The 26,071-nt window shown below is 59.2% G+C and carries 14 protein-coding genes; 5 read left to right on the forward strand and 9 right to left on the reverse strand.

Annotation, left to right across the window (positions count from 1 at the left end; genetic code table 11):
* The first annotated feature begins 288 nt into the window (after positions 1-288).
* Both ACQK2L_RS23185 and ACQK2L_RS23190 read left to right on the forward strand, forming a co-directional pair.
* The gene (locus tag ACQK2L_RS23185; RefSeq protein WP_425399431.1) at positions 289-1,311 is read left to right on the forward strand and encodes a substrate-binding domain-containing protein; all 1,023 of its coding nucleotides are present in this window, start codon (positions 289-291) and stop codon (positions 1,309-1,311) included.
* A 110-nt stretch (positions 1,312-1,421) separates the two neighbouring features.
* Positions 1,422-4,118 (forward strand): glycoside hydrolase family 78 protein, encoded by a 2,697-nt coding sequence (locus ACQK2L_RS23190; RefSeq protein ID WP_425401118.1) that lies wholly within the window; start codon positions 1,422-1,424, stop codon positions 4,116-4,118.
* 16 nt (positions 4,119-4,134) lie between these two features.
* Here ACQK2L_RS23190 and ACQK2L_RS23195 read toward each other — a convergent pair whose 3' ends face one another.
* From ACQK2L_RS23195 to ACQK2L_RS23220, 6 genes are all read right to left on the reverse strand, one after another.
* The gene (locus ACQK2L_RS23195) at positions 4,135-5,850 is read right to left on the reverse strand and encodes a sodium:solute symporter family protein (RefSeq protein ID WP_425399432.1); all 1,716 of its coding nucleotides are present in this window, start codon (positions 5,848-5,850) and stop codon (positions 4,135-4,137) included.
* Positions 5,851-5,880: 30 nt separating this feature from the next.
* Positions 5,881-6,840, reverse strand: coding sequence for a DUF6807 family protein (locus ACQK2L_RS23200; protein WP_425399433.1), 960 nt, complete (start codon positions 6,838-6,840; stop codon positions 5,881-5,883).
* A 5-nt stretch (positions 6,841-6,845) separates the two neighbouring features.
* Complete coding sequence (locus ACQK2L_RS23205; RefSeq protein WP_425399434.1) at positions 6,846-8,117, reverse strand: Gfo/Idh/MocA family protein; 1,272 nt, start codon at positions 8,115-8,117, stop codon at positions 6,846-6,848.
* On the reverse strand, positions 8,117-9,007 hold the full coding sequence (locus ACQK2L_RS23210) for an NAD(P)-dependent oxidoreductase (RefSeq protein WP_425399435.1): 891 nt from the start codon (positions 9,005-9,007) through the stop codon (positions 8,117-8,119). Before ACQK2L_RS23210 ends, ACQK2L_RS23205 begins: the two co-directional genes overlap by 1 nt.
* A gap of 154 nt (positions 9,008-9,161) precedes the next feature.
* On the reverse strand, positions 9,162-11,330 hold the full coding sequence (locus ACQK2L_RS23215) for a hypothetical protein (protein ID WP_425399436.1): 2,169 nt from the start codon (positions 11,328-11,330) through the stop codon (positions 9,162-9,164).
* An 11-nt stretch (positions 11,331-11,341) separates the two neighbouring features.
* Positions 11,342-13,753: a glycoside hydrolase family 2 TIM barrel-domain containing protein gene (locus tag ACQK2L_RS23220; protein WP_425399437.1), complete on the reverse strand. Its 2,412-nt coding sequence runs from the start codon at positions 13,751-13,753 to the stop codon at positions 11,342-11,344.
* A gap of 168 nt (positions 13,754-13,921) precedes the next feature.
* Between ACQK2L_RS23220 and ACQK2L_RS23225 the strand changes: the two genes are divergently transcribed.
* Genes ACQK2L_RS23225 through ACQK2L_RS23235 form a run of 3 tightly spaced genes read left to right on the forward strand, consistent with a single transcriptional unit; the run spans position 13,922 to position 21,687 of the window.
* The gene (locus ACQK2L_RS23225) at positions 13,922-17,293 is read left to right on the forward strand and encodes a glycosyl hydrolase (protein WP_425401119.1); all 3,372 of its coding nucleotides are present in this window, start codon (positions 13,922-13,924) and stop codon (positions 17,291-17,293) included.
* Positions 17,294-17,296: 3 nt separating this feature from the next.
* Complete coding sequence (locus ACQK2L_RS23230) at positions 17,297-18,361, forward strand: hypothetical protein (protein WP_425399438.1); 1,065 nt, start codon at positions 17,297-17,299, stop codon at positions 18,359-18,361.
* Complete coding sequence (locus ACQK2L_RS23235) at positions 18,358-21,687, forward strand: glycoside hydrolase family 2 TIM barrel-domain containing protein (RefSeq protein WP_425399439.1); 3,330 nt, start codon at positions 18,358-18,360, stop codon at positions 21,685-21,687. The genes ACQK2L_RS23230 and ACQK2L_RS23235 overlap by 4 nt, the downstream gene beginning before the upstream one ends.
* Here ACQK2L_RS23235 and ACQK2L_RS23240 read toward each other — a convergent pair.
* From ACQK2L_RS23240 to ACQK2L_RS23250, 3 genes are read right to left on the reverse strand one after another with little or no spacing between them, the layout of a single operon-like run.
* The gene (locus ACQK2L_RS23240; protein ID WP_425399440.1) at positions 21,675-22,562 is read right to left on the reverse strand and encodes a sugar phosphate isomerase/epimerase family protein; all 888 of its coding nucleotides are present in this window, start codon (positions 22,560-22,562) and stop codon (positions 21,675-21,677) included. The two genes, ACQK2L_RS23235 and ACQK2L_RS23240, sit on opposite strands and share 13 nt — an antisense overlap.
* Before the next feature lie 32 nt (positions 22,563-22,594).
* The gene (locus tag ACQK2L_RS23245; protein ID WP_425399441.1) at positions 22,595-24,214 is read right to left on the reverse strand and encodes a glycoside hydrolase family 28 protein; all 1,620 of its coding nucleotides are present in this window, start codon (positions 24,212-24,214) and stop codon (positions 22,595-22,597) included.
* A gap of 11 nt (positions 24,215-24,225) precedes the next feature.
* Complete coding sequence (locus ACQK2L_RS23250; protein ID WP_425399442.1) at positions 24,226-25,860, reverse strand: DUF5060 domain-containing protein; 1,635 nt, start codon at positions 25,858-25,860, stop codon at positions 24,226-24,228.
* Positions 25,861-26,071 lie beyond the last annotated feature (211 nt).

The raw sequence follows: 26,071 nt of genomic DNA on the forward strand, positions 1-26,071 counted from the left end.
CCGTATCTCGCGCCATCGCGTTCTACGATGTCTCGGTGGACGCCAGTACCATGTTGATGGGGATGTCTTCGCACTACTGGGTGAACGGGATGATCAGCCAGATAGCCACTAAGACAAGCGGAAGTCTCCCTAATTTGGGACCTCTTGGCGAGCAATCGTGTACCTTCCTTGGTTCCCCTGAAAACCAACAGCTTGCTCAATAACGGGCGTGGAACGGGGCGACGATCGCATGGAAATCGGCTATACTGAGCGTCAGGTGGTGCACTCTTCCTCTGCGGAGACTTTTCGATGATCAATAAATGGCCTTTTTGGCTCGTGGTCGCAGTCGCTCTAGTAGCCATCTTGGCATATCGCAAGACGATTCCTTCGGAGACCATTCAGGCGCCTCCTCCAAGCAGGATCGCCATCGTCACTGGCGGCTCGGGTGACTATTGGCAATCCGCTGTGGCTGGTGCGCAGGCAGCAGCCAAGGAACGCGGAATCGAATTGGATGTCCGCATGCCGGAATCGCCAGAGAACATTGAAGAGCAGATGCAGTTGCTATCAGCGTTGGGCACGACCGACGTGGACGCCATCGCCGTCAGCCCGCTGGACGAAACCAGCCAACTTTCGGTGATCAACACGCTCGCCGCCCAGAGACCCGTCGTCACCTTCGACTCCGACGCCCCTCAATCGACGCGTCATGGGTACGTAGGAACGAGCAACTTCAGTGCGGGTCTAATGGCTGGCACCTTAGTGAAGACGGCAATATCAGACGGCGGAAAAGTCGTGGTGCTGATGGCCAACACCACCAAGTCCAATATGCAAGATCGCAAGGCGGGATTCCAGACACGCATCGCCGAGTCGCCTAACCCAGAGGAGTCGCCGGTCGATCCACGGTTCAACGTCGTCGGTTTCCTGACGGATGACGGCGACAATGAGAAATGCGAACAACTCTTGAACGAGACTTTGAACGAACACCCGGATCTGGCTTGCGTGGTTGCCATGAACTCCAGGCAGGGCCCGATCGTTGTCAAGGTGCTCAAACAGCGCGAAAAGGCTGGGGATATCAAAGTAATTACCTTCGACACCCCAGAAGAAACTCTCGCGGCGATCGAGGAAGGGGTCGTGTTCGCCACCATTGCCCAAGATCCTTACAAGTACGGCTACGAAGCGGTTGCTATGATCGACAAGCTGTGCCGCGGCGACAAACGGTATTTGCCTATGGTGGGACGTGGCGCAATCCACGTGAGCGTGGAGCCCATCAAGAAAGACGACGTCGAAGCTTTTCGTAAACGCACCGCTTCGCGTAAGCAATCCGACAGCGCATAGTGTTCTAGCTCTCGGCAAGACGGATTTCGCCCGCAATGTTGGCCAAAGGGGCCGCTATGCGCTCGCAGGAATGGTAGATAGATAACACAGGAGATGGCACCTTGAGAATTGTGACGCTTGCTCTGCTGCTGGCGCTGCCAATGGTCGGCACGGATGCCAGCGCCTTGAAGGTCGTTGGACCGACGTGTGAGTTTGCAACCGACCCGCTGGGAGTCGACACGCGTCAGCCGCGTTTGTCCTGGCAAGTCGAGTCCAACGAGCGTGGCGCACGACAAACGGCCTGGCAGGTCCTCGTTGCCACGAGCCCCAATCTGCTGACCGATGGCGTTGGCGATTTATGGGATTCCGGAAAGCAACAGGGAAGTGAAACACTGCTGATCGGATACGAAGGCAAACCGCTTCAATCGAGCCAGCAAGTCTTCTGGAAGGTGCGAAGCTGGAACGTAGAGGGGGAAGCCTCCAAGTGGAGTCCAGTCGCGACCTTCACCATGGGCATCTTGGACGAGGCCGAGTGGCGTGCCGAGTGGATCGTTGCGCCGTGGCAAACCGAGTCGGTCTTGATGCGCAAGAGTTTCCCGGTAAAGGCGGGCTTGAAGCGGGCCGTGGCCCATGTGTGTGGCTTGGGGCAGTTCGAGATGTCGCTCAACGGACGGAAGTCGGGCAAGCACCTCCTGGCGCCAGGTTGGACAAAGTACAACCGGACCTGTTTGTACGAGACCCACGACGTCACTTCGCTGCTGGAGGAAGGCGAGAATGCCGTTGGCCTCGTTCTTGGCGACGGAATGTACCATACTGAGCGGCGCAATCGCTTTAGCAAATTCCAGGGCACTTTTGGACCGCAACGTGCCTACGTTCAAATCGAGCTGGAATACGAAGACGGCACCAAGCAACAGGTGATCACCGACGATTCCTGGCGCGTCGCCCCTGGCGCGGTGACCTACAACGACATCTTTGGCGGCGAGGACTACGATGCGCGCCGCGAGCCACAAGGCTGGGACCAAGTCGATTTCGACGACTCGTCCTGGGCTCAATCCGTTCCGCTGGTGCGACCAAAAGGTAAACTTCGTGGCCACACGTACTCGGCACCATCCATCGAAGCGATAGAATCGCGCGACGCCACGGAGGTTACCCGCGAAAGCGATGCGCGCTACATGTTGGATTTCGGCCAGAATACGTCGTACATGCCGCGCATCACCGTTAGTGGTCCCAAGGGGAGCACCGTGCGTCTTACCCACGCCGAGGTGCTTGATGAACAGGGCAATATCGATCGCGGCACTTGCGGTGGAAACCGGGGCCCTGCCTACTGGCAGTACACCAAAGCTACCGACGGCCCGGAGGAGTGGTTCCCCAAGTTTTTCTACGCCGGGTGTCGATTCCTGCAGGTGGACCTCCTACCGGCCGAGTCCGATGGCGCTCTGCCGAAGCTCGACCACATCGAAGGCGTCGTGGTGCACTCCACCGCCCCGCCGGCGGGTGAGTTCGCTACGTCTAATGAGCTACTCAACGAGATTCGCACACTTGTGAGGTGGGCCCAGCGGTCGAATATGGTCTCGGTGCTGACCGACTGTCCGCATCGCGAGAAGCTCGGGTGGCTAGAGCAGTACCACCTGAACGGCCCTGGCGTGCGGTACGAATTCGACGCGCATCGCATTTTCATCAAAGGAATGCAGGACATGGCCGATTCGCAGCTCGACAACGGGCTGGTACCGAACATCGCGCCGGAATACGTGGAGTTCCCAGGCACGTTTCGCGCCGCCGCCGAGTGGGGATGCGCGGTGGTGCTCACGCCTTGGCAACACTACCAGGCGACCGGCGACCGGAAGTTGCTCGCCGAATACTACAAAGTGATGCAGCGCTATCTGGAGTACCTCGAGTCGATTGCCGAGGACGGAATCGTCTCAGAGGGTCTTGGCGACTGGTACGACCTCGGCCCCGCCGACCGCCCCGGCCACGCCCAACTGACTCCCCCGCCGGTGACCGCCACAGCATTTTACTTTCGCAGCGCCGAAGTCATGAACCAGATTGCCGAACTACTCGGCAAATCAGAAGACGCTGAGCGGTATCGGGAACTCGCCGATTCCATCCGCGACGCGTGGCAAAGAGAGTTTCGCAACGACGATGGCACCTACGCGACCGGTTCCCAGTGCTCCAACGCGATCGCCCTGGTCATGGGGCTAGCTGCGGAGGAAGACCGAGACGCCGCACTCGCTGCGTTGGTCGAAGACGTCGAGTCACGCGGCAACGCGATGACGGCTGGCGACGTCGGATTTCGTTATCTGCTGCAAGCGCTCGCGCAAGGTGGTCGTTCGGATGTAATCTACGCGATGATCAACCAATCGGATCGCCCCGGCTACGGCTATCAGCTTGCGCACGGCGCAACGAGCCTCACCGAAGCCTGGGACGCCAACCACCATGCATCGCACAATCACTTCATGCTGGGGCACATTACCGAGTGGTTCTACAAAGACCTGGTAGGCATCGCACCGGATCCCTCGGATCCCGGCTACAAGAAGATTGTGATTCGCCCCAATCTGGTGGGCGATCTCAAGTGGGCCGATGCTACCCACCACTCAGTGCGCGGGCCCATTCATGTGAAGTGGGAGCGTAGTGGCAAGGATCTGACCCTGAGTGTTTCGATCCCCGCGAACACGACTGCCACGGTGTTTGTCCCGGTGGAAGAAGGACAGCAAGTTTCCGAGTCGGGCCACCCTGCCGCCCAAAGCCCTGGCGTCAAGCAACTCGCTGGCAAACCGGGTCGGGAAGTGTTCGCAATTGAGTCCGGCGAGTATGAGTTCGTCGTCCGGTAGGCGATATTGTAGTGAGCTACTGGCCGATAATCAGCCTGAATCCTCCCACGAGTGCCACGACCATCACCCAACCCAACACTATTCCCAGTACCGAGGTGATCGAGGGAATGGGAACCTGCAGGCCCCACCGGTCCAAAAGCATCTGTCGCTTGGCGGGTGGGGTTCCTTCGGGAAGATGGCAAGGCTGCGTGATTTCTTCACCCGGGCGCACTGGCGTGTAGATCAGATCGTAGAAGCGGTTTAGCTTCTCTTCCGCCACATTGCGGGTGCCTAAGCTCACCACAACGCACGCGACGACTCCACTCGTGAGATAGAAGACCACCACCCAGGGATCAGAGAAAACCGTCCCATCTCCTTCCCTCAAGACGATGCCCCAATTGGTGGCCCACTCGTACCGTGCGAGCCAATCGACGAAGCTGTTAACATTGGTGAGCGCCCACGCAACGACCGCCGCCAGCGTGCCCGCCCAAGCGCCCTCGACGGTGGCTCGACGCCAGAAAAGTCCAATCCAGAAGGCGATGGCTACCATGGGTGCAATGCGGAACCACACGTTCAACGCATCAACCACCCCCTCGACCGAGTAGGCGAAGAGGACTCCTCCGGCGACGATGCCAACCGATGCAATGCGGCCTACCGTGAGGTAATGCTGGTCGCTGCGGTTCGGTTTCACGTGCCGGTAGAAGTTCTCGGTAAACAGCGCCGAGGCGCTAATCATGATTGCGTCGCAGGAACTCATGATCGAAGCCAGCAGGCACGACAGGAAGATGCCGAGTAGTCCAGGAAGCATGTTGGGCAGGAACTCACGGGCGACGTGCCCGTAGAGGTAGTCGGGATCGATCGTGCTCAGGTCGACTCCGCTATTGAGGTACCAGGCCACTGCGGCGAGCGACGTCACGCTCCAAGCCATGGTGCAAATACGTTTCACGATGTTGCCAATCATGAAACCCACTCGGCCATCCATCTCGGTCCGTCCCGCGCCGCATACGCCCATGATGAAGGGCTGCGCGACAATGCCCACCAACGCCTGGATCGAATACATCACTACAAAGAACATGCCGAGTTTCCCCGGCCGGACCAGGGAGAGCATAGCGGGGTTGTGTTCGGTCAACGTTGCCTGCATTCCCTCGAGCCCACCGGTCGCCTGCAACACGAACGGAAGCAGCGCGAAAGAGAACGCAATTGTCATTAGCCCTTGAACAAAATCGGTCACCACGGCAGCACCAAGCCCGCCAGCCATCCCATACACGAGAAACAGCACGGTGACCACCACGATCGCGTAGTTGGCATCTATCGTTCCACCGGTACAGGAGTCCACCATGGCACCCGCGCCCTTGAGCAGCAACCCGATCTTCACCGCCATGCCAACCACGCCAAATACGCAGTACAGCAGGGCGACACTTCGGTTGTAGCGCAGTTCGTAGACGTCGGCCGTCGTAACCGCTCGCAAGCGGCGCATAATGGGCGCGATCACCCAATAGAACGGCGTAGCCGGCAGCCAGACCCACTGCCACCATATGGCCGAAAGTCCATTGGTCAGGGTTTTCGATGCAACGGTCACCGCCTGATCGGACGAAGTGCCGGTGCCGAAGGCGAACGTGATCATCATCGCCTTGCCGAATCGGCGTGGCATAAAGAAGTCGCTCGACGACTTCACACGCCGCGCAGTCCACGCCCCGAGCAGCGTGATTCCGATGAGATAGACTGGCAGCACGGCCCAGTCGATTGGCATCATGTCGAAGACACCTCGAAGCGAAGCCAGGAGTTAGGGATCGGAAATCTTTGAGTAGTCACGGTACTGGCCTTCGAGTTCGTCGGACGAGAGCGTCTTGCCCGAATGCAGTAGCACCCCGTACCGCAACCGCAACGACTCACCGGGCGAAACGGTCACGCGGCTCGGCTCTCCGGCATCAAAGGCCGCCAGGGCGAATGGATTGGCGGCCAGAAATCCGTAATCGCGAGCGTGCATTCGCGTCGCGCGGAAGTTGTCGGGATGGCAAAACAACGCAACGCCCGCTGGCTCTCCTTTGAGCTTGCCGCGATAGTCAATCCAGCGCGCCGACTTACCCCAAATCTGCTCGGCGTTTCTGCGCCCCTCGTTGTCGATTATTTCTCCCGTGCCAGCGGGAACGGGGTCGGGCCCTCCCTGCTCTACTCTCAGCGGAGTGGCCACACGCAGGCCGAGGCCCATTTCCTCCTGGTCGCCAAACCAGAACGGCTTGTCGCTCGAAAAGGTCGTATCCCAGGTAAGCAAGATGCCGTGCTTGGTACGACGCAGCGTGTAGCGCGAACGATCGCGACAGATGGTCGACTGCTGGTCGCCGGCGGTGTAACGATTCTCGACGCGGATTGTCACGACTCCGTCTTCAAGCTGCGGCTCTTCAAGAAATCGCTCGTGCACCACCGCGGCCTTCAGCCGCCAGTTGTCGGAACCACTCAAGTCGCCGAATGCTAGCCATAGCCCGGGATGATACTCGGGATGATCCATCCGATCTTCGCCTTCGATCGGCGGATGATTACGGGTCAATCGCGTTCCATCGGGCGAGCTCAGGTTGGCGAAGTACGGGCGACTGATCTTGGGATCGTCGTACGCGTACTTCGCGATCGGCTCGCCGTCAAACAGAATACGGACCTCGCCCGACGTGTTCTCGGTAGAAAACTCACCGGCGCGGCTCTGGATCGGCAGAACGAGCACCGTGACGAGTACAAATAGTAGAATGCGCACCACTGCTAAACGTTGGGGGTCGCCCAATGCCCTCCGTCGCGATACTTGCGGCCGAGCAACTCTGCCGCTTCCTTGTCACCAACGATCTGTTCGGCCTTCGGGTCGAACTCGATGGAACGGCCTGTCTTCAACGCGATGTTTGCCAGATGCACCGGGGCGATGCTACGGTGGGCCTCGATCAACGGCGCCGCCAGTTCGGCGTTGCCTCGCACAGCGTCGAGGAAGTTATCAAAGTGCGCAAAGCCTGTACTACGTGGGACTTTTACCGCATCGATCCGTTCGTTCTTGGCCCCCAGTATCTGTAGTTTTCCCCGTTTGCTGAGGAACATCTGGCCTTCGGTTCCATAGAACTCGACACCTGAGTCGCAGTTCATGGGGTAGTTGGTCGACCACAGCCGCATCTCGAAAATGAGCTGCTTGGTCTTCGCCCCGTTGTCGCCTGGGTACTCAAACACGCAAGTGGCCGTGTCCGGGAATTGCTGATCATCGTCGTAGAAGTACTTGCCGCCGGTGGCGTTGACGCGACTGGGCAGCGAGTCGACCCCTAAGCCCCAGCGGGCGTAGTCGAGTTCGTGGGCGCCGTCGTTGCCGATGTCGCCAGTGCCGAAGTTCCACCACCAGTGCCAATCGCTGTGCAGGCGGTTTGCTTGGTAGGGCATCCACTCGGCGGGCCCTACCCAAGTGTCGTAGTCAATTGTCGCCGGCGGTGTCGAGGGATTCTGGTGACCAATCGAGCCACGACGCTGGATGTTCCAAGCTTTGGCAACCAGCACCTCGCCGATCACTCCTTCGTGCAGGCGCTGAATTGCATCTCGAGTGAACTCGCGGGAACGCTGCTGGGTGCCGTGCTGTGCTACCACACCGCTTGTCTCCGCCGCCTGGAGCAACAGCTGGCTCTCGCGCAGATTGTGGCTACAAGGCTTCTCAACGTACACATGCTTCCCCGCCTGGCAGGCGAGGATAGCAGCGGGGGCGTGCCAATGGTCGGGCGTGGCGATTACCACCGCGTCAATGTTCGGATCGTCCAAAAGTCGCCGAAAGTCGGTCACTGCGCTAGCGCCCGACACGCCACACGCTTCGGCCGCTGCGGCCAAACGTTGCTGGTCAGGGTCGCACACGGCTACCACTCTTCCGTGGTAGGCTCTGCCGCGCACGCCACAGCCGACCAAACCGACGCGTACCTCGGAACTCGGCGCGTTGGCCCAGCCTCGACTTGCTGCTCCGGCTGCGACCGCCGCGGCGGAACTCAACAAAAAATGCCTGCGATGAACAGCCACTACTTACTCCTCACGGATTGAATCTCACCTTGCAGCACACGCACAATCGCACTGTTGTCCAAATCGCCCAGGCCCATCGACTCACCCAGTTCGAGAAGCTGCAGGTGCGTCTTCGACAACGGCAAATCCAGATTTCTCTTCGCGGCTTCCTCGAGTATGATCCGCACGTCTTTGGCGTGCTGCGTCAATCGGGCCTGGGTGGCAAAGTCGCCATCGACCATCTTCCGCCCCTTGGTATCCATGACTCCCGAATAGGAGTTGCACTGCTTGAGCACGGCCAGTGTGTTGGCTGTATCCAGGCCGAGACGATTGGCCAGCACCAGCCCTTCGGCTAAGGCAACACGATTGAGGCCGAGTATCAAATTGTTGACGAGTTTGAACTTGGCCGCCGCGCCCCACTCGCCGACATAGTGCGCAGCAGCCGTGAGAGCCTGCAACAGGTCTTGGTTTTGCTCGAGAGTGCTCTGGCTGCCCCCCACGAACGCAACTGCCTGTCCGCGGCGAGTTTGATCGCTAGAAGCAGCGATGGGCGTCTCCAAATACTCTACACCCGATTCTGCAAGCCAACCGCCCAGTTGCTGCGCGTCGTCGGGGCCACCGGTCGTGGCGTCGACCACCAACTGCCCTTGCTTAAAACCGCTTGTGAACCTCTCCAGGCACTCGCGGACGGCGGCAGAATTGTAGAGACACACGACGATTCGCTGGCACTCCTCCAACGGATTGTCAGACCACACCGCACCCCGATCGATCAGCGGCTGCGCTTTCTCCTTGGTACGGTTGAAGCATCGAACCTGCCAGTGCTGGCCTAGCAAACGATCGCACAACGCCGACCCCAACAGTCCCAAGCCTATCACGCCAATCGGTGCGCTATTGGTGTTGGACTGGGGCATGGTTGCGGCTTTGAAAACAGGATTGGGCACGGACCGTGTAGGCAAACCTCTAGGTTACCGGCAGAGCGGGCGCGTGCCACGCGGTTAGGGGCCGGTTGTCCGAAAACGGGGCCCAATCGGGGCCCTGCCAAGTGACTTGGTGCTGGGTTGCGACCTACTCCACGAGTTGATTCAAGTACTCCTCGAGGTTCGTGTACCCATCGCTATCGGCGTCGGCATTCCGATCCCCTGGGTCGTCGGGGTCTAACCCTTGGGCGGTCTCCCAATCGTTGGGCATGCCATCGTTGTCGGTGTCCCAAGCGGCTGGTCGAGTCACCTCCGGGTAGTCATCCCATCCACCCACATCCTCTTGCGAGTCGGGAAGGCCGGGCTTGCCGCTGATGCTGCCTTCGTAAGTGGTCTTCCCCTCGCGTGTCTCGCGCAGCACTCGTTGGTCGTGCTCGTCGAGTTTCGGAAAGTTACAACCTACGTCGCCGACCACACTTTCGTACGCTTCTTGAGCGGTCTGCGTTTGTACGTAGGGGGGAAAGAACGGCTCGTCGTGCATGAAGCTCGACAGCGGCTCGCCGCGCGGCTCGACGATGCCCGTGTAGCCTTGTTGGTTGTCGTAATGTCCCTCCATCACGTTACCCGCCGCGTAGTAGTCCTGCGGGCCGAAGGCCTCGATGAAGTCGCGTTCGGGCTTCAGCACATGAAATACGCGCGTCGCGGGCCCAGGTTTGTAGTAGTTGTTGACGAACTGCACAAGCCGCGCGCCGCCGTCGGTAGTGCGGTAGTCCCAGTTGTAGACAACATTGTTGCGGATATCCAACACGCCGCGATGCCGAGTCGCCTGATTAACACCACCGGCAAGGCTCCAGTTGCGCCCCGCGCAATGGGCGAGCAGATTGTGGTGGAAGCTGCCAATGTCGCCGCCGATGCTGGCCGCGAAACCATGGGCTTTTCCTTCTCCATACTTCTTGTGGCCCGCTATGTTAAGGGCTTCGGAGATGAGCGTACGCTGCAGCGTGATATTCAACGCCCCGCGGGAACTGAACGACTCATCCTGCGTCCAGCTAATCGAGCAATGATCGACGATAGAATGATCGCAACTCGCCAGCCCCATACCGTCGAGCGTCCTGCCCGCAGTATCGCCGGGACGGACTCGTAGGTAACGAATCACCAAGTCGTCGGCACCTAGCCCTCCCAGGTTGTAGTTGCTTACGCAGATACCCATCCCGGGTGCGGTTTGGCCAGCGATGGTAAGTTCGCTATTACGCATGATGAGCCGATCCTTGAGCACGATGCGGCCCGAAACGTCGAACACCACTGTACGGGGCCCCTCGGCTTCGACCGCCGCCCTCAAACTGCCAGGGCCGCTGTCGTTGAGGTTGGTGACTTTGATCACTCGCCCACCGCGCCCACCACGTGCAAAACGGCCGTAACCTTCCGCACCAGGAAAGGCGAGGTGGCGAACGCGGAAGGACCACAACTCACCAGGCGTGACCGAGCCGTCAGCATCCACGGTGTCGACCCTCCAGCAGTAGCAATTCAGGCTATCGTTTTGGTCGATCGGAACTTCGATTCGTGGTTCAGCGGTCGTGGCCACTGGTTCCGCCGATCCGCACTGTTTTTCTGCCGACGCTGGATCCGGATTACTCGCCAAGTAGACTCGGTATTCCTTCGCTCCGGGCACTGGCTCCCATGCCAGCTCTACCTGGCCGTTGTCGCCATCCACATGCCAGTCGTAGTTCGCCGGGGTGGGGGCGCGGGCCCTCGACCGCGGATCTGTCGCATCGAGTTCCAGCGCGTTAAGCACTACTGGACCACCGCTCGCACTCTCCAAGCGCAGCGTCACAGGGCCCTCGCCAACTTCGAACTCGATGTACGCCGACGCCATCTGGTGATCTTGCTCAACCGCGGTGCTTGGAGTGACCCGCTCGGATTTCTCACCGTGACTCAACGTCATCTCAGCGGCATCCCCTTTGGGCAAATTGTGGTACGTTGCGAGGCGATGTTTGCCAGGAGAGAGATTGGACAGCACGATCTCGATCGCTCCGGACTCGCAAGTAACGCCATCGGCTGCGACGCTTGCGCCAGTGGCAAGCGCCGGCTTGTGCAAAAAGCCTTCCAGCGTTCCCTCTTTGGCGCGAATTTCCAGACTGCCATCCTCGAAGGTTTGGATGGCTGCTGCTTCTGAACCAATCTCCCACTCCTGCCAGCCGAGCGTCTCGGCATCGGAGCGACCCGTCGCAGCGCTGAGATCGAACCGCTGCGCCGTGCATGCGGTGCAAACACACAGGGCGCTCAGTGTGGCGACTACGGTGGACTTCGGCATCGACATATCTGGCTTCCTTACTTCGGCTTGAAATTCAGTTCGATCTGGCATTCAGGCAGACTATCGCAGTCCGCCGAAAGCGTGGCCGTTCCCCCTTGTCCGGTGCTCCTTAGGACAACCAGCGCCCGGCCTTGGTGCGTCGGCCATTCCAGATCCGTATACGCCAACCGGCTCGTTGGATCAGCGTTTCCTACAGCGATGATCTCCGCAGGCCCAGCAACGGAGAAAGCGATTAGGCGCTCTTCGGTCGGGTGGGTCATCCCTCGGCTGTCCGTGACACGCACATTGACAAACGCGATGCTCTGACGGTCCGCAGTTATCGTGTCCTGTTCCGGCGCCAGCTCGATACGCGTAGCTGCTTCGGCAGTGGCAAGTTCCACCTGCTGCGCGACTCGCCCCTCCTGCAAGCCCTCCAGTACCAACTGCCCGGGTTCGTAGGGCACATCAAACACCGTGTGGAACTCCTGGCCCTCGCCCGTCGGCGCCTCGGCCACGACCCGACCATTAAGCGAGAGCCGCACTCCGGGATAGCGGCTGTAGGCGTGAACCTTCAGAGGTGTTCCTTCGGGAACCGGCCAAGTCCAACTCGCCTGACAGGGCAAGATCGACCACGGCGTGAGTTGCCATTGACCGCCATCGGGAGTTGGCTCTTCAACGGCCAGGTACAACTTCTCGCCACGGTCCCACACGATGTTTCGATAATGGGAGATTGGCTTGCGACGCCCCACCAGGTCGATATCTCCACACAACGCAGCGCGCCACGGAAAGTGATCGCCCTCCCAAGCCTTGCGTGGCTCCTCCCCTGGAGCAAACACCCGCCCGATGGCTGCTTCGCCCAAGTAGTCGATGGCCGACCATACGAAATCGCCAATGACATAGGGATGCGACTGTACCGCTTGGAAACTCTCAAAGGCATCGTGAGGGTAGGACTCGCTAGCAAACATTACTCGCTGCGGCATTCGTTTGTGGTCGGGCTCGTAGCTGATCGACTGATAGTTGTATCCCGCCACGTCCACCGGATCGAACATTGGATCGAGGGGTTTCCACTTGCCCTCGCCAACTCGGTTGAGTCCGATGGTCACCGGGCGGGACGAATCGATCTGGCGGACGCTGGCGGCAAGCTCCTGCGCCAGTTGTGGCCCGCTTTCCTCACCGCGTTCGAACACTTCGTTGCCGATACTCCACATCACGACGCACGGATGGCGGCGATCGCGAACCATCGTGGCCGTGAGGTTCTCCTTCCACATCGGTTGGAATCGCGGCCCGTAGTCGCGCCGGACCTTCGACTTCACCCAACCATCGAAGAACTCATCGATCACTAGCAATCCATGTCGATCACACGCGTCGAGGAATGCCTCGCTGGGTGGATTGTGAGCGGTGCGCACCGCGTTGAAGCCCGCCGCTTTCAGCAACCGCGCCCTGCGGTCTTCGGCCATGTCGTACGACGCCGCTCCGAGTGGACCGTGGTCGTGGTGCACGTTGCCGCCAAACATCTCGATGGAGCGGCCGTTGAGCAGCAAACCTCGCTCCGCGTCGATGGTCACTGTTCGCAGGCCAAACGCATGGTCGACCTTGTCGATCTGCGTGCCGTTGGCGTCCTCGGTCGCAAACACACGCAACTGTAGTTGATGAAGCGTGGGCGAGTCGGGCGACCACGGTTCGGCTGAATCCAGGCTCACCTGGCGTTCCACCTCGATGCTCTCACCAGCGCCGACTTCGACTCGACGCAGATTAGGATGATCAGTCTGCGGCGCCACATCGGCGAACGCTTCCTCGACATAAACCGTGCGATCAGCATCGGTTGTATTGACAACCGTGTAGTGGAGTGTGAACTTGCCAACCGGTCCTCGTGGCGAGGCCTCGGTCCACACGCTTTCTGGCAGGATATGCACGGGGGCGAGACGGCGGAGCCAAACATGTCGGTAGATTCCCGATCCACTGTACCAACGACTGTTAGGCTGTTCGGAATTGTCCACCCGCACGGCGATGGTGTTGTCCGCTTGGGCGCCGTGCTTCAGGTGCGGTGTGATGTCGAACGAGAATGGAGTGTAGCCGTAATCGTGCCCGCCGAGTCGCTGCCCGTTGAGCCACACCTCAGCATTCTGATACACGCCTTCGAACTCCAAGCGGAACCGTTCGCCGGGCGACTCTTCCTCAATGGCGAACGGCAGGTGATACCAGCCGATCCCCGTCTGGTGGAATCCCCCGCCACCTTGCGACGGGGCGGCTGCTACGGGTGGAGCTTCGGTGCTCCAATCGTGTGGCAGGTCAACGCGACGCCACTGGGTATCGTCGAATGCTGGCTTCTGCGCTCCCGGCGTATCGCCACGTTTGAACAACCATCCTTCGTCCAGCAGACGACGCTCGCCCGCAATCAATATCGAGGGCGCGATGCAGAACAGGATGGTGAGAAGTCGCGTTAGGCGCATTCTGTTATTGGACCTGAAATATGGGGCAATTCGCCACCATCTGACGCAAAACAAGGCACGAAACAAGCGATCTTTAATTGGTGTCGAATTCGCTAAGCGTTTAGCATAAATGGAACACTAGGAGGAAGTTGTTTGAACGCCTTGTCCCGATGCTGTGCATGGCTTTGCTTGATTGCGGTCCTCGGGATCGTTGCGTCGTGCGAATCGCCGGTTCATAGCGCTAGTCCGAGCGAACTCGAGCAGTCTTTTCGCTCCCCGGGTCCAGCCGCAACCCCGTGGACATTCTGGTATTGGATGAATGGCCGCGTTAGCCCGGAGGGAATTACCGCCGACCTGGAGGCGATGCAACGCGCAGGCTTGGGTGGCGCGTACTTGATGCCGATCCAGGGCCCCGAGTCGCCACCTCAATTCGAGCCATTGGCCACGCAACTATCGCCACGATTCTGGCAGATGGTGCGTCACGCGGCTAAGGAAGCCGATCGGCTGGGCCTGCAACTGGGCGTCCACGCCTGCGATGGGTTCGCCGTCGCCGGCGGGCCGTGGATCACCCCCGAACTTTCGATGCAGCGCCTCGTCTGGGAGCGGATTCCTATTGCCGGCGGACAAGTCGTTCGGCTGCAAATTCCCAAACCGGCGCACAATCACGACTTTTACCGCGATGTAGCTGTGTTGGCATTTCCAACTCCACCTGGGGGAAGCGTTCGCAGTGACCAACTCTCGCCACACGTTACCACCAGCGACAACGAAACTAACGCATTGCGATTGGCATCCGCTGGCAACACCGACCGCTATCGTTCGGAAACTCCGTGCTGGATTCAATTCGAGTTCGATGAGCCACTGACTTGCCGCAGTGTGACAATCTCGCCCGATGGGAATAACTATCAATGTCAACGGATGTCGATTCTGGCGAGTGAGGACGGGGAGAACTTTAGGCTACTCAAACAATTCGCTCCCCCCCGCCATGGCTGGCAGGACGAAGCAACACCCTGCACTCACTCGATCCCTGCAACGACCGCCAAGTACTTCCGCTTCGCCTGGTCGCCCGAAGGTTCCGAACCTGGCGCAGAAGACCTCGACGCGGCCAAGTGGTCTCCCGTGCTGAAGCTCAACTCGATCCTGCTACACAGCTCGGCCACCATTCCTTCGTACCGCGGTAAGAGTGGCACCTTGTGGCGTGTGAGTGAATGGGCCGATTCCGATACGATCCCCAGCGACGATTGCGTGCCGCTTGAGCAGATTATCAACTTGAGCGACCATCTCACCGACGACGGACGCCTGGAGTGGAATGCCCCGCCAGGTGACTGGACGCTACTGCGAATCGGACACACCACGACCGGCAAGACGAATGCCACTGGCGGCGTTGGGCTCGGACTGGAATGCGACAAACTCAATTCGGCGGCCGTGCGCCTGCAGTTCGACCAGTGGTTCGGTGAGTTCCGCCGCCAGATAGCTGATGAACTGGGCGAAGAGGCAACCGCCCGCGTCCTGACCACGTTTCACGTCGATAGCTGGGAATGTGGTAGCCAAAACTGGACACACGACTTTGCGGAGCAGTTTCGTCGCTTGAGAGGTTACGATCCGCGGCACTATCTGCTCTGCGTCGCCGGCATCCCAGTCGAGTCCGCGGAGTCAAGCGAGCGATTTCTTCGAGACCTCCGCCTTACAATTGACGACTTGAAGACAGAGGCTTTCTATGGCACGCTGCGCCAGCTCACCCGACAGCAAGGCTTGAAGTTCTCGGCCGAGTGCACCGCGCCGACCATGACGGGCGATGCGATGCGGCACTTCGCGCAGGTGCACGTACCAATGGGCGAGTTCTGGCTCAACAGCCCCACCCACGACAAGCCGAACGATATGCACGACGCGGTGTCAGCAGCGCACATCTATGGCAAGTCGATCGTTCAATCGGAGGCATTCACTCAACTACGAATCCGCTGGGACGAAACTCCCCAGCAACTCAAGGCCTTAGGCGACCGCCAGCTGGCACTGGGGACCAACCGGATGGTCATGCACGTCTTTACGCACAACCCTTGGCTGGACCGCAAACCGGGGCAGACACTCGGCGGCGTAGGGCTCTACTTCCAGAGAGACCAGCCTTGGCTTACCGCCTCGCGCGGTTGGATGCAGTATTTCGCTCGTTGCAGCAGCGTGCTGCAGCAAGGTCGCCCGGTAGTCGACATTGCTGTGTGGACCGGCGACGACATCCCGAGCCGCTCTCACACGCCCGAGCGGCTCATCACCACGCTGCCAAGGCTCATCGGCAGCGAAGTTGTAGAGCGCGAGCGCAAGCGGCTTGATAACCAAGGCCAGCCGCTGCGCGAGAGACCAACTGGCGTGCGAGCGTCGGCCAACATCGTGGATCCAGCCGATTGGGTGAATCCCCTTGGTGGTTATAAGTATGATTCAGTCAACAGCGACGCACTTCTGCGGCTGGCAGCAGTCAAGAATGGCAGAATCGAGCTTCCAGGTGGAGCGAGCTACGGCTTGCTCGTCCTGCCAGCCGCCAACCCGATGATGCCCGAAGCTGCGCGCGTCACACCAGAAACTGCCGAGAGGTTGGCCGATTTCGTAGAGCAAGGAGGCACCGTCTTATGCTGTGAGCCGTTCGACCACTCGCCAAGCTTATCGCAAGAGGATGCCGACACACGGGTTGGTGCAGCACTGCAACGACTGAAGGCTCACCCGGATCGGTTTTTTGATAGTGTTTGGGAAGAGCCAACACTGACACGCATCGGAATGCTACCCGACCTAGCGATCGAGTCCAATTCTTCTGGAAACTCCCAAGCATTGGCCTGGAATCATCGAACCGGCGACGGTTGGGACGTCTACTTTCTCTCCAATCAATTGAATTCTGCGCTCGAGGTCACACTCTCAGTCCGGTGCGTGCGACGCCGAGTCGAGTTATGGGACCCCGTGACCGGCACGATCCGCCCGCTTCACGCGGAGGGTGTTACTGAAGATCGAACGAGGTGCACCGTAGCACTTACCCCCTCGCAAAGCCTGCTGTTGGTGCTGCGAGACGATCTGCCTTCCTACGCAGACGAAAATTCAGAACGGGCATCCACCACAACGGCTCTCGCCGGTCGATGGCGTCTGCGTTTCAAAGCGGCCGTGGGCGACAATCCTCCGGAACGAGAGATCGACGAGTTAGCGGACCTCTCGCAAGACGACGACGACACGCTAAAACACTTCGCCGGGACAGCGATCTACGAAACCGCCTTCTCTTCCGAGCCTGAGAGCGACCGGAAGACGTGGCTGGCTTTCGATAAGGTCGCGCCGCTCGCGGAAGTCGAGGTCAACGGGCGAGACTGCGGAGTGGTGTGGACCGAGCCCTGGAGAGTGGATGTCACCAAGGCGCTACAACCGGGTGAGAACCGGATCACCGTGCGCGTGCCGAGCACCTGGAAGAATCGCCTGATTGGCGACGCTAAGTTGCCGGAAGCCGAGCAGGACACCTGGACCACGGCTCCCGTCCGCCTGCCAGACAACGACCTGACCCCTTACGGTCTGATCGGGACCGTTGAACTAGTCACCGAGTAAACTATGAATCGCATCGCTTCCACGCTCTTGCTTTGTGTCGCCATTTCGCCGCTGTCACTGGCGGAGGAAGCCGCTATTCCCGATGACACAATGCAAGAGGTCTACGAAAAGCTCAAGACCCCGTATAAGTACGGCCCACTCCTCACTCCGGGAGAGGACGAATACTACGACTGTCCCAACGTATTCCGCCACAACGACAGGTGGCTGATGGTTCTGGCGCGATTCAAAGACAAAGTCGGCTACGAAACGATCCTGGCTGAAAGCGACAACTTGGTCGATTGGAAGATCACAGGCACGTTGCTCGGTTTCCGCGAACAAGGATGGGATCAATGGCAGGCAGATGGCAGTATCGCCTTGATGGATCCCGAATGGGGCGGGAGCTACATGCTGCAGCAACACGACGGCAAGTACTGGATGTCGTACTTTGGTGGACACAAGAAGGGCTACGAAACCGACCCGCTCTCCATCGGCATGGCCTGGACCACCACGCCAGATGAGCCACAGCAGTGGACTCGGCTAGCGCAAAACCCGGTAATGACGCCCGATGACACAGACGCGCGCGACTTCGAAAAGAAGACGCTCTACAAAAGCCACATATTCCATGATCCCGACCAGACATTGGGCGCACCATTCGTCATGTTCTACAACGCCAAACAGCAGGGCGACTGGATCGAGCGGATTGGCATTGCGGTTTCCGACGACATGCGTAAGTGGCGACGTCACGGCGATGGACCTGTGATCGACAACTTCAAGGGCATCTCCGGCGATCCGCAGATCATCCGTATGGGCGACCTGTGGGTAATGGCCTATTTCGGCGCTGGCTGGAAGAATGGGGCGTTCGACACGTTTGCCGTCTCTCGCGACCTGGAACACTGGACCAAATGGGAAGGCAAGGACCTGCTCGAGCCTTCAGAACCTTGGGACACTCCCTTCGCTCACAAGCCTTGGATCATTAAGCACGACGGAGTCGTGTACCACTTCTATTGCAGTGTCGGCGGCAAGGTGCGGACGATCGCTTTGGCAACGTCTCACGATCTTCGCAAGGGAGAATCGAAGGACACGCCGTGACGCACTGCACTCGCTCACTAACATTTATTGCCTGGCTGGCTGCTTCGCAGCTACTCGCCGCTGCGCCGGATTGGGAGAATGAGCAAGTTCTCCACCGCAATCGCTTGCCAGCCCGTGCGACGTTTTGGCCGATGGGCTCGGAGCAGAACGCAATCTCGGGCAATCGAGACGAGTCTCCATGGGTCCGCTCCCTCGAAGGCGACTGGCACTTCCACTGGTCTCCGACCCCCGAAGCAAGTTCGCAAGAATTCTATTTGCCGAAGTTCGACAGCAGCAATTGGCCGACGATTCCGGTGCCCTCCAACTGGCAGATGCATGGTTACGGCACACCCATCTACAAAAGCTCCGGCTACACGTTTCGTATCGATCCGCCGCGAGTGACGTCGACACCGCCAGAAGACTGGACAACCTTTCTCGAACGCAATCCAGTCGGCTGTTACGCACGATCGTTTGAGATCCCTGGCAACTGGTCCGCCCGCAGGACTTTCCTGCACTTCACCGGCGTGGAAGGGGCCTTCGAGGTGTGGATCAACGGGCGCGCGGTTGGCTACAGCCAAGGCAGTCGCTCGCCGGCTGAGTTCGAAGTGACCGATCTCGTTCACCCAGGCGAGAACCTGATCGCGGTTCGCGTCTATCGCTACAGCGATGGCACCTACCTGGAAGACCAGGACATGTGGCGACTCAGCGGCATTCATCGCGAAGTCATGCTCTACTCGACACCACAGGCGAGGTTCGCTGACTTTACCGTTCGCACGCTCTTGGATGAAGACTACCAGGACGCCACACTCGATATCGATGTGAAGCTCGACGCGGCTTCACCAGCCAGCATCGAAGGATGGCTGGTAGACGCTCGACTATACGATCCATCGGGCCAGCCGATCTTGCCGAGTTCACTGCACCATGACGCGGAACCGATCCTGAACCGCGACTACCGCGCCAACATTCTGGTTGAACGAACGCCCCAACGTGGCGTCGGCCCTTTCGGATGGCTTCGTACCAAGGTAACGAATCCCGCTAAGTGGACCGCCGAGACGCCGAACCTCTACAAGCTAGTGCTTTCGCTTAAGGACGCCAACGGACGAACACAGGAAACCATCGCCTGCGACGTTGGATTCCGACAGATTGAAACGCGCAACGGCCAACTACTCGTAAATGGCAAACCAGTAAAGCTACGCGGGGTGAATCGCCATGAGCACGATCCGGTTCGTGGTCACGCGGTGACCTACGAGCAAATGCGCCAGGACGTCCTGCTGATGAAACGGGCACATGTCAATGCGGTGCGGACGGCTCACTATCCGAACGATGCTCGCTGGTACGAATTGTGCAACCAGCTTGGGCTGTACGTGTTCGATGAGGCCGACCTCGAAACACACGGTCTTCGCGGGCGACTGGCGAATGATCCACAATGGGCGGCCGCCTTTTTGGATCGTGTGGTGCGGCTGGTGGAGCGTGACAAGAACCAGCCGTGCGTCATCTGCTGGTCGCTGGGAAACGAGTCGGGCTGGGGACCAAACTTTGTCGCCGCGTCGGCCTGGACCAAGTCGACCGACCCCACTCGCCTAGTGCACTACGAAGGAGCGCAGGGCGCAAGCGATCCGGCCGAAGTGGACTTCATCAGCCGCTTTTATCCTCGACTTCGCGCGGAGTATCTCGATCCCGATCTGCCCGACGACCCCAACGCCGAAGACCCACCCGAGAACGCCCGCTGGGAAAGATTGCTGGACGTCGCCGATACACAACCGGGCGAGCGACCGATCATCACCAGCGAATACGCCCACGCAATGGGAAACGCGGTCGGCAATCTGTCGGAGTATTGGGAAGAGTTCGAATCGCACCAACGGCTCGCTGGCGGATTCCTCTGGGATTGGGCCGACCAGGCTTTGGCAATCGAGCGGCCAGACGGCGTCGCGTACAGCTACGGCGGAGCTTTTGGCGATAATCCTAACCATGGCGGCTTCTGTTTGAACGGAATCGTAATGGCCGACCGCCGCCTGACTGCCAAGTACTTTGAGGTACAGAAGGTCTATCAGCCCGTCCGACTGAAGTTTCTCTCACAAACCTCCGAAGGTGTTCAGGTCGAGGTGACCAACAATCGACACGTGTTGGATCTGTCCGATCTGCGGACAGTTTGGCGTCTAGTCGACTCGAGTGGTTCGGCCATCGATGGAGAAGGTCCCCAGGCAACTGCCGCACCGGGCGAGTCGACCGTACTCGAGCTGCGACTACCAACGAGCAATCTTGAGGGCGACATCTGGCTCGCTGTAGCGTTGGTGCAGAAGCACGGCAACGATTGGGCGCAGGAAGGGCACATCGTGGCGAGCAGCCAGTGGCAGTTGAGTGGAAAGCGAGAACCTAAAGAACAACTAACGCCTGACGCCCAAGCGCCGCTACGCATTATCGATGGCGACGATCAACTAGTCTTAGAGGGCCGTTTGCTGCGGGCGACATTCGATCGGAATGCCGGCTGGCTAACGCGATTGCAGTACGATCAACACGATGTCCTCGCTACGGACGACACATCCAGTCCACGCCTGCAAGTCTTTCGCGCACCGACCGATAACGATCGTGGCTTCGGCAATTGGCTTGCGAAAGCGTGGCGCGAAGCTGGCCTGGAGAGCACGCAGCTCATTCCGCGTGGCAGCAGCATCGAGCGAATCTCACCTTCAGCGGTTCGGGTGCTAACTTCGTACGATGGGAAGCTTGCGCTGGGAGGAGTTATTCATTCGGTGGAGTGGATCGTCCACAGTAGCGGACACCTCCAGATGAACAACCGCTTCGAACCCTACGGTAAACTGTCGCCGCTGCCGCGGATGGGGGTCGTCATGCATGTGAATGGCGAGTTGCAAGAGTTGGAATGGTTTGGTCGCGGCCCGCACGAGAACTACCCCGACCGCAAACAGTCGGCGTTCATCGGGCGGTGGAGCAGCGTGGCGTCCGAAACCACCACGCCCTACCCCCGGCCGCAAGAGACAGGGTCGCGACAGGATGTACGATGGGTATCACTCGTCGACAAGTCGCGGCGTGGGCTGCTCGTCGTCGCGAAGCAGCAGCTGCTGGCATTCTCAGCGATACCGTACACCGCCCAGCAACTAGCCGCTTCTCGCCAGTGGCACGAATTAACTCCGCGTGACGACGTGGTGCTTTCGCTCGACGCGACTCAGTGCGGGTTGGGTAATAGCAGTTGCGGCCCCGGTGTGCTGAAGAAATACGCGGTCATGCCGGAGCCGATCGAACTAAACCTGACCTTTGCCCCACTCGCCCCTGAAGACGACCCGGGCAAGGTAGCACAGAGACTAGCGCGGCAGGACGAATCTCAGTCCGATTGAAACACTTCCTTCAGATAGCGCACGTTCTCACTGAAATTTCTTCGCACGTTGCGGGCGTCGTTCGCATCGCGAGACCTCTCGACCACCAACCAGCCCGACCAGTCCATCTCGTCAAGCGTTTGCTTCACCGCTGGCATATCGAGCCGCTCATTGTCGCGCAACAGCACACCATCCTGGTCGGTGCAGTGGATTTGACAAATACGTTTTCGGCCAAGCGTCTCAAGTTCCTTGAAAAGGTCACGATCGGCTTGCAGTGCGTTGGCGAAGTTAAAATAACTGCGTACCGAAGGCGAGTCGATTTCGTCGATCAACTCTGCCTCCTCAGCCGCCGGCAAGGCGGTCTCCAATCCGATAACCGCTTTGACCTTTTCCGCTCTAGGGGCTAGCTGCTTGAGCCGCTCCACGATCTTGGGTCGCAACTCTGGCTTCTGAACCAAGTCGCCCTGTACTCCCAGCGGCAGGAACGCCACCCGCACCTGCATGGCCTCCATGGTGTTCAGACAGTCGCCCACCATTCGGGGTACGGTCGGTCGTTCGGCGAACGACTGGGCGTAGAAGCCCGACATCGCTAGAGAACAAATTGCTACTCCGCGGTCCTTCGACTCGGCCAGGAACTGCTCCCGCGCTTCTGGGTTGTTGAGTTTGCTCTCGAAAGTCTCCCGCGAGCCCAGCGAGCCCATGTCGACTTCCAATCCGTCCGCGCCAATCTCCTCCGCCAGCGCGAACGCACCCAGCTTTTGCCGCTTGAGAATCATCCAGTCGCACACGCCGATCCGATAGCGCGGCGGGGCTTTCTCCGTCGCAGCACACAAAGGAGATGCCAATTGGCAGCCCAAGGCGGCGCCCGCTACCTGCATGAATTGTCTTCGGTGCATGACGAATTACTCCCTCCACGAGAAAGGTACAGCTACTGTTGAATCTGCACGGATGACGGCTCTGCCCCATCATGCAGCCGAACGTTGTCGCCCGAAAGCGGTGGCGTTACGTTACTGAACGCAATATCCTTGGACTGGGGACCGGAGACCTCGATCTCTGGCAATCCGTCGGCGACTACCAGTCGGCAGTTTTCGTACATCACCCGCACTGCGTCCAGGAACTTCAATGCGGGTTGCTCCGCTCGAAACGTGCAATCAACAAACTCGCAATCCGCCACATCGGCCAGATTAGGCAATCCGGGACCCGTGATCGAGAGTCGTTCGAACAATAGATCGCTAGCTGGGCTCTCGGGGATGCCTTTGATCTTTAGTGCATTCCCCGTGGCACAGGTTCCTTCGAGATCGCGAATAGTCAGATCCCGATAAAAGGGCGTCAGCCGGGTATGTTCCCGGCGTGGCAACCGATTGCCCAGTTCGCCGACGTACATGGGCAAGCCGATCATGTCGATGAGAACGCCGTGGTAAGTAGCCGTAAATCGCACTCGCTCAATGTTGATTCGCTCTCCACCACCTCCGCGAGGTCGGCGCGTCTTGATGTAGACCGCATGGCGAACGCCTTCGAACACGCAATCGTGCGCGTAGATATCACGGATGCCGCCGGCAGTTTCGCTGCCGAATGCAATACCGCCCGTCCCTCCTGTGGAGTGATTGAACCGCAGCACCACGTTTTCTACAGGCTTCGAAGTACGCAATCCATCTTCGCCGCGTCCGGCTTTCAGGGCGTAGCAGTCGTCGCCGGTGTTGGTCGAGCAATACTCAACCAGCACATTGCGACAGGAAACTATGTTCACTCCGTCGCCATTTACCACTTCTTGACTTTCGATCGTGACACCGCGGACGATCACTTGCTCGCAATAAATGGGAACAATGTTCCACATCGGGCTATTGCGCAGCGTCACACCCTCGATGAGCACCTCGCGACAGTCAAGCAAGCAGACAAATTGTGGCCGCAAGTAGTGCCGGCCATTGCGTCCATCCATCACGCGTTGCTCAACCGGCACACTTGTGTCTAGGAGATCGTCTATCAAGCCCTTCCGCGCCTCACGAAGCGGTCCACTCTTGGGCCCGACCAACTTGCCGCCCCCAGTCACGGCGATGCGGTGGGCATCGCGGGCGTAGATAAGGGCGCCCACCGACATCACTTCCGTGCCTTCGTAACGCGTCTGCACAACCGGCAAGTAGTCTTCAACCTGCCCCGAGAAGTTGAGCGTCGTGCCGCGAGGCACATGCAGATTCACGCCCGACTTCAATTCTACTCGGCCCGTAAGCCACTCGCCCTCGGGTAGCACCAGTGTGCCGCCTCCAGCGGCCGACAGTTGATCGATCGCCACCTGAATGTCGCGAGTAACAAGCGTGGTTCGTTGTTTGGCAGAATTCAGTTCGAGCGCGACGCGGCGATCGCCAAAATGAGGCTTCGCAAGGTCGCCCATCTCAAATGGAGCGGTGATCGGCGCTATCTCCGGCGGCATCGCGCCCGGTCCAACCTGATCTGAGGACAGCGTCGAGGCCTCATTCGCCAATGCAACCGAGCACAAAGCACCTACGACTAGCGCGGCGATGCTCCCAAGCACTCTTAAGTGTGCCTTCCGCATTGCATAACTCCTTAGCGGCGGAGAATCAGCACCCAATCGGTACTGGAGTTGGGCGGCTGGACCTTCACGCGGTGAGTGCCGTCGAGTCGCTCATCGGGCTGATTGGTAGCAACCTCATTTTCGGCGACGCTTAACCTAGCAAACGGCTTTTGCTCTCCGGTCTTGGCGTCGACCCACACATTGTTGGTGTACTCCCCTGGAGTCAGGTGCACCGAGAACGGTTCGCCGCGAGTGGCAAACACCAGGTACTGCGCGCCCTGCTCGGCGAGGCACCACACGCGGAACGGGTCGTGTTGAGTCAGCAGATAGTCCGCTGGCTGCATCGCGTGGAAATCGACTTCCTCATTGATCACATCCGCGAGGATGTCGATGTACTTCGCTGAGACCGTGTAGGGGTTGTCGTTGCCATGGAAAGGCATCCCCTCGGGCCCGCGGACAGCCAACTCGTATTCCTTCGCGTGGCCGTTCCAGCAAAACGATGCTCCCGCCAGCGTACAGCCCCACGCGGCCTGCCTCAGATCGTCTTGCGTCGCTCCGGTTCGCTCGTGCCAATAGCGACGCCACAGCGCATTGCCTTCGGACATGTATACCGGCTTGCCGGGCACGTAGCCTAGCAGGCAGGCTTGATGATGAGTCCACGCGGTTTTGTGATAGAGACGATCGATTGGCTTCTCGGGTGCGGCAATCTGGTGGTTTTCGATCGCCGCGAAGTTGTACTCTGGGCGGTGATATTCATTGTCTCGCGGAAACTCGTCTTCGTAAGTCCGCAGATGATCGAAGACGTCGTACTTCTGGACGAGGCGGGCCCATCCCAACGCGTGACTCTCGCGATGCCCGGGATCTTCCCATACGAAGTTCCAACCCGACAGATTCGCGTACGGTGCCAATCGGGCGACCGTGTAACGAACGTAAAAGTCCTTCTCTTCGTCGGAGAGCTTATCCCAACTCGGACCGTCATTCTTTCGGCCCTCGAAACCCAGGAACATGTGGACATGCACATCTCGATCGTTCAGCCAGCCGAGATGCCGCTCCATCCGCTGCCAGACATCGAGCTGCATGGTGGTCGACGCTTTGCCTTCCTGATACAGGGCGAGATTTTGTGTCGACGGTGGCGGGCCGTCCAGGTAGTATTGGCCAAAACAGCACAAAGAAAGAAGCCAATTCACCTGCAGGTGGTTGTACCCGCGGTCGAGGAGCGGTTGATACACGTTGGCGGTCACCCAGTCGAACGGCTGGGCAATGGAGCCATGCCCGGTCTCGTAGTAGGACTTGATCCACACCGGATCGGTGCCGTTGTATGCGAACCAGCGAGGATTTTTCTCGTACGGTCGCAGCATCCCCTTGCCCGCACCGTCGGTCACGCAGCGAAAGCTGCCCTCGCCGCCAGGTGTTCCGTCGCTCCAGGTCCAGTGGTAAGTCCACTTGCCCGGTTCGTCGGGCATGAAGCGGAGCTTCCAGACGTTGCCGTTCGATACATCACCGCCACCACGACCGTCGCCATCGTAGAAACCAATGAACTCGACCTCTCGCCCAGTTGGAGAAACATACTTGCAGCGGAGCTCGGTATCCGTGAACTTGTTTGTGTAGGCCTTGTTGTTCTCGATGGAGGCTTCGAACACGCGGTACAGCGGAACATCATCGGCCAACACCGAGCCGCTTGAGTACGCAACACCGACAACAAAACACAGAACAGTGAAGCAACACAAGCATCTGTTCCAAAGTAAGCAGTTCATAGTAGTTCACAGAAATGACATACAATACGAGAGACTAGATCCGCCGATCACCTAGCAATTGATCCTATTCCAAGAGGCTACGTGATTCAAACCTCCTTTTACGCATTCCGGCGGCCCATTCTTG

The organism is Aeoliella sp., assembly GCF_965227375.1.
GTDB lineage: Bacteria > Planctomycetota > Planctomycetia > Pirellulales > Lacipirellulaceae > Aeoliella.

Coding starts and splice junctions, on each gene's coding strand:
- ACQK2L_RS23210 (WP_425399435.1), bottom strand. CDS start 9,007: ATGCCCCAGTCCAACACCAATAGCGCACCGATTGGCGTGATAGGCTTG.
- ACQK2L_RS23245 (WP_425399441.1), bottom strand. CDS start 24,214: ATGCGGAAGGCACACTTAAGAGTGCTTGGGAGCATCGCCGCGCTAGTC.
- ACQK2L_RS23230 (WP_425399438.1), top strand. CDS start 17,297: ATGAATCGCATCGCTTCCACGCTCTTGCTTTGTGTCGCCATTTCGCCG.
- ACQK2L_RS23185 (WP_425399431.1), top strand. CDS start 289: ATGATCAATAAATGGCCTTTTTGGCTCGTGGTCGCAGTCGCTCTAGTA.
- ACQK2L_RS23220 (WP_425399437.1), bottom strand. CDS start 13,753: ATGCGCCTAACGCGACTTCTCACCATCCTGTTCTGCATCGCGCCCTCG.
- ACQK2L_RS23195 (WP_425399432.1), bottom strand. CDS start 5,850: ATGATGCCAATCGACTGGGCCGTGCTGCCAGTCTATCTCATCGGAATC.
- ACQK2L_RS23215 (WP_425399436.1), bottom strand. CDS start 11,330: ATGTCGATGCCGAAGTCCACCGTAGTCGCCACACTGAGCGCCCTGTGT.
- ACQK2L_RS23240 (WP_425399440.1), bottom strand. CDS start 22,562: ATGCACCGAAGACAATTCATGCAGGTAGCGGGCGCCGCCTTGGGCTGC.